Raw genomic sequence first — 12,242 nt, 5'->3', positions numbered from 1 at the left:
AAAGAGTGTGGACAAGTACCTTTATGTGGCAATGACCGGCGCCAGCCAGAACGCACTGGCGCAAAAGGCTCATGCCAACAACCTGGCGAACATCTCCACCAATGGTTTTCAGCGCGACCTGGAGCAGGCGCGTTCGATGCCGGTGTTTGGTGACAGCTTTCCGGCGCGCGCGTTTGCCATGAGCGAACGGCCCGCCACCGACTTCACGCCGGGCTCGCTGGTGCAGACCGGTCGTGACCTCGACGTCGCCGTGACCGGCAACGGTTTCATCGCCGTGCAAAACCCTAACGGCGGCGAAAGCTACGTGCGCACCGGCAGCCTCAATATCGACGCCCTTGGCGTACTGCGCGCCGGCAACGGCATGCCAGTCATGGGTAATGGCGGTCCGATCGCCGTGCCGCCTGAGCAGCAGGTCGAAGTTGGCGAAGACGGCACCATCAGCATTCGGGCGATGGGCGAAGGCCCGCGCGTCATGGCTGAAGTCGACCGGATCAAACTGGTCAACCCGGACATCAAGAACATGAACAAGGGCCTCGACGGCTCGATCTACACCAAGGACGGCCAACCGGCGCCGGCCGATGCCAACGTCAAACTGGTGTCGGGTTTCCTCGAGTCGAGCAACGTCAATGCCGTTGAAGAGATGACCTCGGTGCTGGCGCTGGCCAAGCAGTTCGAGTTGCACGTCAAGATGATGAACACCGCCAAAGACGACGACCAGGCCATGGCTCGGGTCTTGCAGATCAGCTAATTATCAGAACGTCGCGCCGTAAAACAGGCGCACGAGGAGAATCGAATGCTTCCGGCTCTATGGGTTGCCAAAACCGGTCTGTCCGCCCAGGACACCAACCTGACCACCATTTCCAACAACCTGGCAAACGTCTCGACCACGGGCTTCAAACGTGACCGCGCCGAGTTCCAGGACCTGCTGTATCAGATCAAGCGTCAGCCAGGCGCCCAGTCGACCCAGGACAGCGAACTGCCGTCGGGTCTGCAAGTGGGTACCGGTGTGCGCATCGTCGGCACGCAGAAAAACTTCACCGCCGGCAGCCTGCAAACCACCGAGCAGCCGCTCGACCTGGCTGTTGACGGTCGCGGGTTCTTCCAGATCCTGCAGCCGGACGGCACCACGTCCTACACCCGCGACGGTACCTTCCACCTCGACTCCAACGGTCAGGTCGTGAACGCCAGCGGCTTCGCCCTGGAACCCGCGATTGTCATCCCGAACAACGCGCAGACCTTCACGGTCGGTCGCGACGGCACCGTGTCGATCACCATCGCCGGCAACCCGGCTTCGCAAGTGATCGGTAACCTGCAAACCGCCGACTTCATCAACCCGGCCGGTCTGCAAGCCGTGGGTAACAACCTGTTCCTGGAAACCGCAGCTTCCGGCGCACCGCAAGTCGGTACTCCGGGCCTGAACGGTTTCGGTACCACGCTGCAGAACACCCTGGAAACGTCCAACGTCAGCACCGTTGAAGAGATGGTCAACATGATCACCACTCAGCGCGCTTACGAGATGAACTCCAAGGTGATCTCCACCGCCGACCAGATGCTCTCGTTCGTAACGCAGAATCTGTAATCAAGTCTATGAGGCGACCATGAGGTCGCCTGCAACACCGTGAGGTAGGGTCATGAATCGCTTCGTATCTGTTCTGGCATTGAGTGGAGTCGTCTCGCTCGCGGGCTGCGTCGCTCCGACGCCCAAGCCCAATGACCCTTACTACGCTCCGGTGTTGCCGCGCACGCCGTTGCCGGCTGCGGCCAATAACGGCTCGATCTATCAGGCCGGCTTCGAGCAGAACCTGTACGGCGACCGTAAGGCATTCCGGGTCGGTGACATCATCACCATCACCCTGAACGAGCGGACGCAGGCAAGCAAAAACGCCAACTCGCAAGTGGCCAAGAACAGCAAGACCGGCATTGGTCTGACCTCGTTGTTCGGCGGCAGCGCCACGACCAACAATCCGTTGGGTGGCAATGACCTGAGCCTGAGCGCCAGTTACGAAGGCGATCGTGCGACCAAGGGTGACAGCAAGGCTGCGCAGGGCAACACCCTGACCGGCTCGATCACCGTGACCGTTGCCGACGTCTTGCCCAACGGCATCATCGCAGTGCGCGGCGAGAAGTGGATGACCCTCAACACGGGCGATGAACTGGTGCGGATTGCCGGTCTGGTGCGCGCCGATGACATCGCCACCGACAACACGGTTTCTTCGACGCGGGTCGCCGATGCGCGCATCACCTACTCGGGCACCGGCTCGTTCGCCGATGCGAGTCAGCCAGGCTGGTTCGACCGTTTCTTCCTCAGCCCGCTGTTCCCTTTCTAGGTGGCCACGTTGAATTTCAAACACCTGATGCTGGCTGCGGCACTGATGTCCGCAGCCTTTGGTGCCCACGCCGAGCGGCTGAAAGATATCGCCAGCATTTCCGGCGTGCGTTCCAACCAGTTGATCGGTTACGGCCTGGTGGTCGGGCTCAATGGCACCGGTGACCAGACGACGCAAACCCCGTTCACCCTGCAGACCTTCAACAACATGCTCTCGCAGTTCGGCATCAAGGTGCCGGCGGGATCGGGCAACGTGCAGTTGAAAAACGTCGCGGCAGTGTCTGTCAGCGCGGATCTGCCGGCGTTCGCCAAGCCGGGTCAGCAGGTCGACATCACCGTTTCCTCGATCGGTAACTCCAAGAGCCTGCGTGGCGGCACCCTGTTGCTGACCCCGCTCAAGGGTATCGACGGCAACGTCTACGCCATCGCTCAGGGCAACCTGGTGGTGGGTGGTTTCGACGCTGAAGGCCGTGACGGTTCGAAGATCACCGTCAACGTTCCGTCGGCCGGTCGCATCCCTGGTGGTGCGTCGGTGGAGCGCTCGGTGCCGAGCGGTTTCAACCAGGGCAACAGCCTGACGCTGAACCTCAACCGTTCCGACTTCACCACCGCCAAACGTATCGTCGACAAGATCAACGACATGCTCGGCCCTGGCGTGGCGCAAGCCATCGACGGTGGTTCGGTGCGTGTGACTGCACCGCTCGATCCGAGCCAGCGCGTCGACTACCTGTCGATCCTGGAAAACCTCGAGGTCGATCCGGGCCAGGCAGTGGCGAAAGTCATCATCAACTCGCGTACCGGCACCATCGTCATCGGCCAGAACGTCAAAGTCTCGCCAGCCGCCGTGACCCATGGCAGCCTGACCGTGACCATCACCGAAGATCCGATCGTCAGCCAGCCAGGCCCGTTGTCCAACGGCCAGACTGCTGTCGTGCCGCGCTCGCGCGTAAATGCCGAGCAAGAAGCCAAACCGATGTTCAAGTTCGGCCCCGGCACCACCCTCGACGAGATCGTGCGTGCGGTGAACCAGGTCGGCGCAGCGCCGGGTGACTTGATGGCGATTCTTGAAGCACTGAAGCAGGCCGGCGCATTGCAAGCCGACCTGATTGTGATCTGAGGCCGACCATCATGGATATGCGCAAAAGTGGTCTGGTCAGCAGTAGCGATTCGGGTTCTTACTCTGACCTTAATCGCCTGAATCAGCTCAAGGTCGGCGACAAGAACAGCGATGCGAACATGCGCAAGGTGGCGCAGGAATTCGAATCGCTGTTCCTCGGCGAAATGCTCAAGTCGATGCGCTCGGCCACTGAAACGTTGGGGCAGGACAACCCGCTCAACACGCCGGCCGCCAAGCAGTATCAGGAAATGTACGACCAGCAACTGGCCATTTCCATGTCCCGGGAGGGCGGAGGTATCGGCCTGGCTGACGTGCTGATGCGCCAGATGTCGAAGAACAAACCAATGGCGCCGGGTGAGGCTGCAGCCGCGTCCGCCGCCAAGCAGGAAGCGGCCCTGGCCAAGGCCACTGCCGTGCAGACGCCGATTGCCGCTGGCACCGTCGCCACCAATGGCCCGTTGTCGCGCCTCAATGGCGAGCGTCCGTTGTGGGCATCGCGTTCGGTGAAAGCGCCGAACACGCAGCTGGCGCACAGCAACGACATGGCAATGATCAACCAGCGTCGTCTGGCCTTGCCGCCGAAACTGGCCGATCGTTTGCTCGCCGGGCTGGTGCCATCCGCCACGACAACGGCGACCAACACGCAGCTGCCGCAACGTGCCACCACCACAGCTACCACAGCTACCACCGCTGCGACCGGTTCTGGCGCGCTGTACAACGGCGATTGGCTGGCTCGCGCCGAAAGCGACAAAGCTTCCGGCGGCCAGATGCAGATTTACGGTCGCGCCATGGCGCAGATTCCATTGGCGCCGGCGAAAAAAGCCTTCAGTTCTGCCGACGAATTCGTCAACACCATGCTGCCGATGGCCAAAGAAGCCGCCGACCGCATCGGCGTCGATCCGCGTTACCTGGTGGCGCAAGCGGCACTGGAAACCGGCTGGGGCAAGTCAGTCATGCGCGCCCAGGATGGCAGCAGCAGCCACAACCTGTTCGGCATCAAGGCGAGCAGTAACTGGAAGGGCGATTCGGCCCGCGCAATCACCAGCGAGTTCCGCAATGGCGCGATGGTCAAGGAGACGGCCGAGTTCCGTTCCTACGCCTCGTACAAGGACAGCTTCCACGATCTGGTGACTTTGCTGCAGAGCAATAATCGCTATCAAGATGTGCTGAAGTCGGCCGATAACCCAGAACAGTTTGTACGTGAGTTGCAAAAGGCCGGTTACGCCACCGACCCGAACTACGCGACAAAGATTTCGCAGATTGCCAAGCAGATGAACAGTTTTGAAAACTACGCTGCGGCGGGTGTATCCACCACGCCTTTATAAGGCACAAGGTATAAGGTCTGAACCATGAGTTTGCTCAATATCGGGATGTCGGGGCTGTCGGCTAGCCAAGCTTCTTTGGCTACGACAGGCAACAACATTGCCAACGTCGACACCGCCGGTTATTCACGTCAGCAAACCGTGCAGGGCACCAAGTCCTCGCAGCAGTTCGGCAGCGTTTTCATCGGCACGGGTACCACCCTGGCCGACGTGCGCCGCGTTTATAACTCGTACCTGGAAAGCCAGTTGCACACGGCGACTTCGCTCGACAGCGAATCGGCCTCGTTTCTGGCCCAGGCCACGCCGCTGGACTCGATGCTGTCGGACACCAACACCGGCCTGACCGGTGTGCTGCAAAAATTCTTTACCACGATGCAGGGCGTTTCGACCTCGGCGACCGATGACACCTCCCGTCAATCGGTGCTGACCGGCGCGCAGGCGCTGACCAGCCGCTTCAATACCATCGCCAAGCAGCTCAACGACCAGAACACCACCATCAACGGCAGCCTCGGCGACATGGCGACCCAGGTGAACAAGCTGGCCACCTCGATCGCGAATCTCAACCAGAAGATCGGCGAGATTTCCACCAGTGGCGGTGCCCCGAACGATCTGCTCGACAGTCGTAACGAGGCCGTGCGTCAGTTGTCCGAACTGACCGGCGCGCAGGTTGTCGAGCGCGGCACCAGCTTCGACGTGTACATCGGCAGCGGTCAACCGCTGGTGATCGGCAATACCACCAACACCCTGAGCACCGTGCCGAGCAAAAACGACCCGTCGCGCATGGCTATCCAGATGGATCGTGGTTCGAGCACCATCGACATCACCTCGGCGATGACCGGCGGTGAAATCGGCGGCCTGCTGACTTATCGCAAGGAAGTCCTCGACCCTTCGCTCAACGAACTGGGTCGTGTCGCCCTGGTGGTCGCTGACCAGATCAACAGCCAGCAAGCTCAGGGCATCGACAAGAACGGTGACTTCGGCGCGGCGATTTTCAACAACATCAACAGTGCTGCGCTGATCAGTCAGCGCAGTATTGCGCAGTCGGGCAACAGCACTGGTTCGGGCAACCTCGATGTCACCATCAAGGACACCGGCAAGCTGACCACCAGCGATTATCAAGTGACGTTCACCAGCGCTACCGACTACACCGTCAAGCGTTCGGACGGCACCGACATGGGCGCCTTCAGCACGACGACCAATCCGCCACCGGTAATCGACGGCTTCACCCTGGCACTCAATGGCGGTGCGTTGAGCGCGGGCGACACCTTCAAGGTGACCCCGACCCGTAACGCTGCAGCGAGCATTCAGACTGTCCTCACCGATCCAAAGAAAATCGCTGCGGCAGGTCCATTGACCGGTGTGGCCAGCGCCAGCAACTCTGGCACTTACACCCAGCCAGTGCTCAGCGACACGATCAATATTTATGATCCGGCGGCCCAGGCCGATTTGCAGGCGGCGCTGAAGAACTCGACACCCGTCAAGCTGGTGTTCGGTGATGCGAGCGGCGGCAGCCAGACCTACACCATGGTCGACGCCAAGGGTCAGTCCATCGGTACCGGTACCATTGTTCCTGGGCAGGCCAACACCCTGAACCTGAAAGTGGGCGTCCTTGATGCCAACGGCAACAAGGTCATGGACAACAGTGTTGTGCCGCCGGTGCAGAAAACCTTCAACGTGCAGACCACCGTGGGCGGCACGCCGAAGTCCGGCGAAACCTTCACCATGAACCTGACCGGTGCGGCTTCGTCCGACAACCGTAATGCCCAGGCACTGGTCGGTCTGCAAACCAAGCAAACCGTGGACACCGGTTCGGCAAGCAAGGGCATCAGCCTGACTGATGCTTACAACAAACTGGTGACCAACGTCGGTACCAAGACTGCCCAAGGCAAGTCCGACAGTGCCGCCACCACGGCGATTCTGGATAACGCCAAAGGCGCCCGCGATTCGCTGTCCGGGGTCAACCTGGATGAAGAAACCGGCAACCTGGTCAAATACCAGCAGTACTACACAGCGTCTTCGCAGATCATCAAAGCTGCGCAGGAAACTTTCGCCACGCTGATCAACAGCCTTTAAGGAGTCGTAATTCATGCGCATTTCCACCGCCCAGTATTACGGCACGCAAGCGTCGGACTATCAGCGTAACTTCAACAAGGCTGTCGCCACCGCCAGTGAGGCGAGCAGCCTGCAACGCATCAATACTGCTGCCGACGATCCGATCGGTGCCGGGCGTTTGCTGCAACTGGGGCAGCAGGCTTCGTTGCTGGATCAGTACAGCGGCAACATCAGCTCGACGAAAAGTGCCTTGACCGTGCAGGAAACCACTCTGGATTCCATCACCACGGCGTTGCAGAGTGCCAAGGAAATCTCCCTGGCCGCCAACAACGGCAACCTGACCGACAAGGATCGCCAGGCTTACGCTGCGCAACTGTCGCAGATCCAGCAGCAGGTGTTGGGCCTGATGAACTCCAAGGACGCCAACGGCAACTATCTGTTCTCCGGTTCGAAAACCGATACCGCGCCATACTCCCAGAATCCCGACGGCACCTACTCCTATAACGGCGACCAGACCACCATCAATCTGGGCATTGGTGACGGCATGTCGGTCGGCACCAACACCACCGGTTGGGATGCCTTCCAGCAGACCATCAATACCGGTCGCACCAACACCACCATGACTTCGCCGGCAGTGGATGACGGTCGTGTAGTGTTGTCCAACGGTACGGTCGGCTCTGCGGCCAGCTACAACTCCAAGTTTACCGGTGGCGAGCCTTACACCGTCAGTTTCCTCAGCAGCACCCAGCTGAAAATCACGGATGCCCTGGGCAACGACGTTACCGCCGAGGCGAGCCAGAATGGTGCTATCACCAACAGCAGCGGCGCCAATCAGACGGTCAGCTTTCGTGGTGTCGACATGAAGCTGAACATCAACCTGAAGTCTGGTGACACCAACCCGGATGCAGTGATTGCCGGGCACAGTTTCCAGTTGGTGGCTACGCCTGACTCGTTCACCACGGCGCGCAGCCCGGGTAACCCGTCGACTGCCGTGATCACCGGTTCCAGCATCACTGACCAGACGGCGTACAACAATGCCTTCCCGCAGGGCGGGGCAGTGCTCAAGTTCACCAGCGCCACGGCCTTCGATCTGTACGCCGCGCCAGTCACTGCCGACAGCAAACCGGTGTCGTCGGGTACAGTTGCCGGTGGCAATGCGACCGCCGCAGGCGTGACCTTCGCACTGGGTAACGTTCCGGCAGCCGGTGACCAGTTTTCGATTCAGTCAAACAACCACCAGACCCAGAACATCCTCGATACGCTGGGCCAGATGGTTGCGGGATTGAATACGCCAATTGACGGTAATCCGGTCGCCCAGCAGAAACTGCAGGGCATCATGGAAGCCGGCCTCGGTAACATCGACAGCGCTGCCAACCAGGTCGGCGCCGCCGTCACCGCGATCGGTGCCCGTGGCCAGTCTCTGGATGCGCAGACCGTCACCAACCAGAGTCTCAGCACGGCGAACGCCACGACTCAAGGCTCGATCCGCGATTCGGATCCGGCAGAGGTGATGACCCGTCTGACTCTGCAGCAAACCATGCTGCAGGCCGCGCAGCTGGCTTTCAGCAAGATCAGCCAGTTGGGCCTGTTCAACAAGATCTGATGGTCAACGGGCGCGTGAGCGCCCGTTTGCTTTGGTTCTTGAGTATTTAATTGTCTTTTTTTGCGGTTTCAGAGGGCTCGCTGTTCCGGGCGGGTTCCCGCCGCTTGCGAGTCCGCCGTGAATTCACTTCCCCTTGTCAGTCTGGTCATTCCCGCCTTCAATCCGCGCTTTTTCGAGCGGGCATTGCGCAGTGCCGTCGGTCAGGGTTACGGCAATCTTGAAATCATTGTTTGTGATGACAGTCGTGGTCAGCAGATCGAAGAGATCGTTGGCGCGGTCATCGAGCAGACAGGCGGCGCCGTTCGCTATGTGCGTAACCCGCGTACGCTGGGGTTTGTCGGCAATCTGAAAGCCTGCCTTGAACAGGCGCAGGGCGAGTTCATCAAGTTTTTGTGTGACGACGATCTTCTATATTCGAACTGCATCGAGCAGCAGGCGCATGAAATGTTGCGCGACGAAGTCAGTCTGGTCACCGCTCAGCGACTGCTCTGGGATGCAAACGACATCATCCTGCCGACGCGTCTGGAAAATACCTCGTTGTCGCCGTCCAGCGGATTGCTCAATGGGGATGACGTATTGGGGATATTTGAGAAATTCCCGGTCAACGTCCTCGGCGGATTCAGTAATGCATTGTTCCGGCGCGCCGATGTTGTCGAGCTGTTGCCGGCATTGACTCAAGAAGACTGCTGCTTCGTCGCGACTCTGGATTTTGCCCTGTACGTCTGCCTGCTGCGCCGCGGCAATCTGGCGGTATCCAATAACGTACTCAGTGCCGAGCGACTTTATCCGGAGCGTTTGAGCGCGACACAATCGATGAAGGATGCGGTTGAAGTAGAGCGTGAATGGCTCACGCAAATGCTCAAGGTGCGTAGCGGCGAGTCGGCACCTGCGCAGGGCTGGGTTCGCTACATTCCCTTGACCAAAGCCGATGAGAATCCTCGGGTCTGGGAGGAGCTGCCCCTGAGTCGCACACTCGGCACCAAGCAGAGCCGTCAGGAGTGGAGCGTCGGTGTCGACAGCAATAGTTTTGGCGAACTCTACGCGCAGTGGTTGCAATGCCGGGCGCTCACCGAGGGGCAGCGCAAGTTGTTGCCGGAAACGCTCGCCGGCTGGCCGCAGCAACCCCGCATAGTACCGATCATCGTCGATGCCAAGGGCAGTCGCGATGGCCTTGAGCGCACGCTGGAGGCACTCGCCGCACAGGACTACCTGCCGGAACTGATTCTGGTGCTGTCTGCTTCCTGTACCGAGGCAGAGCTGGACGGGCGAGTGTTTCGCATGCCGTTGCAGGGCGAGGGCCTTGAGCAGATCAACACATTGTTGGCGCAACTGGATGGCGCCGACTGGTTCTACCTGCTGCAGGCGGGGGATCGCCCGGTAATGCCAGCGTTGTTGGTCATGGCCGACCGGATCGCTCACACCCCGACGCTGACCTGTCTGTACAGCGACGAAGGCAGTCTGCGCAGTGGCGAGCCGGCGGAGCCTGCTTTCAAACCTGACTTCAACCTGGACCTGATGCGCAGTTATCCGTACGTTGGGCGTGCCCTGGCGTTCCAGCGTGAACGGTTTCTGGCGCTTGGCGGGTTTGAACCGACGTTCGTCGAGTTGGCCCCCCATGATGTGTTGTGGCGGATGGTTGAGAGCGACGGCATACAAGTCGTCGGTCATATCGCCGAAGTGTTGCTGGAGTCGAAGTTCGATTTCTCCAAATGGCTTGCCGAACCCGGTGTAATGAAGCAAAACCCGCGGCTGCTCGAAGCGCATCTGCAACGTCTGGGAATTGCTCATGAAATTCGCCGCGGCAACTGCGAGTTGCTCAATCGGGTTGACTATCATCACGCTCGACGCCCGCTGGTGTCGGTGATCATTGTCACTCAGGATCAGACCGCCGCTTTGCAGCGCTGTGTCGAGACGCTACTGGAGAAGACCGCTTACACCGAGTACGAATTGCTCTTGGTCGACAACGCCAGCGAAAGCGCCGAAGCGCAGGCCTGGCTGGAAGGCATGGCGCAGTTGGGCAGTGACCGGATTCGCGTGGTGAGCTACCCGCAAAAGGGCAACGCTGCGGCTTTGCACAACTTTGCGGTAGGGCAGGCGCGCGGCGAGTACGTGTTGATGCTCAACTCCTTCGCGGTGATCACCCAGGCCGATTGGCTGGACGAACTGCTTAATCACGCGCAGCGTCCGGAAGTCGGTGTGGTCGGTGCCAAGTTGTTCAATCCGGACGGTTGTTTGCTGCACGCTGGCCTGATTCTCGGTTTGCAGGGACCGGTCGGTTTGCCGTTCTATGGTCAGCCGATGCAGGCGGACGGGTACATGTTTCGTCTGCAGGCAGTGCATGACCTCAGCGCAGTAGGCGGCGATTGCCTGATGATTCGCAAGTCGGTCTTCGAGGCCGTTGGCAGACTCGACGAGCAGGACCTCAAACAAGCGCTCAATATTGCGGATCTATGCCTGCGCGTCGGTCAGGAAGGCTACCTGGTGGTGTGGAATCCCTATGCCGCGTTGGCAGTCGGTGAGCGACCAAGCATTGAGGGCACAGCAGAAGACCTGGCGCAGAACATCCAGGAGCAAGACACGTTTTACCAGCGCTGGCTGCCACTCATTGCGCATGACCCGGCTTACAACGTTAACCTGGCGTTGCACGGTATCGGGGCAACCTGTTTCAGTCTTGAGCCGGGCTTGCGTACCGGTTGGAGGGCATTTTCCAAGGCGCAGTTGCCGAATGTCCTGGCTGTACCGATCAATGCCTCTGCCATTGGCCATTACCGCATGAGCCAGCCGCTGATCGAGCTGGAGGCGGCCAACAGAATCGAAGGGCGTATTTGCTACGGTTTGCCGTCGATCATTGATATCGAGCGCCAGTCCCCCGATGTGATCGTTCTGCAGGGGCGCTATTCGGAACCCGCGATTGATGAAATTCCCCCGCTGAAGAAGTATTTCAATGCCCGGCGGATCTACGAGCTTGATGACTATGTCATCGACGTTCCTCATCGCAATGCGCACATCCGCAACATGCCGAGCAAACAGGAAATGGAGCGCATGGTCCGCCGTGCCATCGGTCTGTGTGATCGCGTGGTCGTATCGACACAGCCTCTGGCCAACGTGCTCTCGGACATGCACCACGATATTCGTGTCGTACCGAACATGCTCGCCAAAGACTTGTGGAGCAACCTGCACAGTAAACGCCGTACCTCGAAAAAGCCCCGCGTCGGTTGGGGTGGTGGTACCAGTCACCACGGTGACCTGGCGGTGATTGCCGATGTGGTTCGAGAGTTGGCCAGTGAGGTCGACTGGGTGTTCTTCGGTATGTGCCCGGATGATCTGCGTCCGTACATGCATGAGTTTCACGGGGTGATCGCGCTGGATGAGTATCCGGCGAAACTGGCCAGCCTCAATCTCGATCTGGCCTTGGCCCCGCTGGAGTTCCACATCTTCAACGACTGCAAGAGCAATTTGCGTCTGCTGGAGTACGGTGCCTGCGGTTACCCAGTGATCTGTACCGACACCGAGGCCTATCGTGGCTACTTGCCGTGTACCCGGGTCAAGACCAACACCACGGACGAGTGGCTGCAAGCGATCCGCATGCACCTGGCCGACCCGGACGCCAGTTACCGCATGGGTGACGAATTACGTGAGGTGGTGTTGCGCGATTACGTGCTGCGCGGCGATAACCTGCGGTATTGGGAGTATGGCTGGTTGGCAGATTGACCGAACCTCGCGTGCTCCTCTGAAAAACCGGCGACTCTTGCAGTCGCCTGTTTTTTTGCTTTGAAAATCGTATTTGCATCGGTCTCGATACATTTTTTGCCGAGGCTCAAG

8 protein-coding genes are annotated in these 12,242 nt (G+C 59.8%); all 8 read left to right on the top strand.

Annotation, left to right across the window (positions count from 1 at the left end; translation table 11 throughout):
• The first annotated feature begins 7 nt into the window (after positions 1 to 7).
• The 8 genes from JFT81_RS12000 (at position 8) to JFT81_RS11965 (ending at position 12,131) form a co-directional block, all read left to right on the top strand.
• Positions 8 to 748, top strand: coding sequence for a flagellar basal body rod protein FlgF (locus tag JFT81_RS12000; RefSeq protein ID WP_103305337.1), 741 nt, complete (start codon positions 8 to 10; stop codon positions 746 to 748).
• A 45-nt stretch (positions 749 to 793) separates the two neighbouring features.
• A complete protein-coding gene (gene flgG / locus JFT81_RS11995; protein WP_201149122.1) occupies positions 794 to 1,579 on the top strand; it encodes a flagellar basal-body rod protein FlgG in 786 nt (261 codons plus the stop codon).
• A gap of 52 nt (positions 1,580 to 1,631) precedes the next feature.
• Positions 1,632 to 2,327: a flagellar basal body L-ring protein FlgH gene (flgH, locus tag JFT81_RS11990; protein ID WP_201227474.1), complete on the top strand. Its 696-nt coding sequence runs from the start codon at positions 1,632 to 1,634 to the stop codon at positions 2,325 to 2,327.
• Positions 2,328 to 2,354: 27 nt separating this feature from the next.
• Positions 2,355 to 3,443: a flagellar basal body P-ring protein FlgI gene (locus JFT81_RS11985; protein ID WP_201228087.1), complete on the top strand. Its 1,089-nt coding sequence runs from the start codon at positions 2,355 to 2,357 to the stop codon at positions 3,441 to 3,443.
• 11 nt (positions 3,444 to 3,454) lie between these two features.
• Positions 3,455 to 4,768, top strand: a complete 1,314-nt coding sequence (flgJ, locus tag JFT81_RS11980) for a flagellar assembly peptidoglycan hydrolase FlgJ (protein WP_201227473.1) — start codon at positions 3,455 to 3,457, stop codon at positions 4,766 to 4,768.
• Positions 4,769 to 4,792: 24 nt separating this feature from the next.
• Complete coding sequence (flgK, locus tag JFT81_RS11975; RefSeq protein WP_201227472.1) at positions 4,793 to 6,838, top strand: flagellar hook-associated protein FlgK; 2,046 nt, start codon at positions 4,793 to 4,795, stop codon at positions 6,836 to 6,838.
• Between the two features lie 13 nt (positions 6,839 to 6,851).
• A complete protein-coding gene (locus tag JFT81_RS11970; RefSeq protein WP_201227471.1) occupies positions 6,852 to 8,420 on the top strand; it encodes a flagellar hook-associated protein 3 in 1,569 nt (522 codons plus the stop codon).
• Positions 8,421 to 8,537: 117 nt separating this feature from the next.
• Positions 8,538 to 12,131: a glycosyltransferase gene (locus JFT81_RS11965; RefSeq protein WP_201227470.1), complete on the top strand. Its 3,594-nt coding sequence runs from the start codon at positions 8,538 to 8,540 to the stop codon at positions 12,129 to 12,131.
• Positions 12,132 to 12,242 lie beyond the last annotated feature (111 nt).

Origin of the sequence: Pseudomonas sp. TH43, assembly GCF_016650635.1 — a bacterium.
Taxonomy (GTDB): Bacteria; Pseudomonadota; Gammaproteobacteria; order Pseudomonadales; family Pseudomonadaceae; genus Aquipseudomonas.
This window is presented reverse-complemented; position numbering and strand designations above follow the sequence as displayed.

Excerpts from the sequence above, each read along its gene's own strand:
- flgJ (WP_201227473.1), top strand. The coding sequence starts at position 3,455 with ATGGATATGCGCAAAAGTGGTCTGGTCAGCAGTAGCGATTCGGGTTCT.
- JFT81_RS11985 (WP_201228087.1), top strand. The coding sequence starts at position 2,355 with ATGCTGGCTGCGGCACTGATGTCCGCAGCCTTTGGTGCCCACGCCGAG.
- flgH (WP_201227474.1), top strand. The coding sequence starts at position 1,632 with ATGAATCGCTTCGTATCTGTTCTGGCATTGAGTGGAGTCGTCTCGCTC.
- flgG (WP_201149122.1), top strand. The coding sequence starts at position 794 with ATGCTTCCGGCTCTATGGGTTGCCAAAACCGGTCTGTCCGCCCAGGAC.
- JFT81_RS11970 (WP_201227471.1), top strand. The coding sequence starts at position 6,852 with ATGCGCATTTCCACCGCCCAGTATTACGGCACGCAAGCGTCGGACTAT.
- flgK (WP_201227472.1), top strand. The coding sequence starts at position 4,793 with ATGAGTTTGCTCAATATCGGGATGTCGGGGCTGTCGGCTAGCCAAGCT.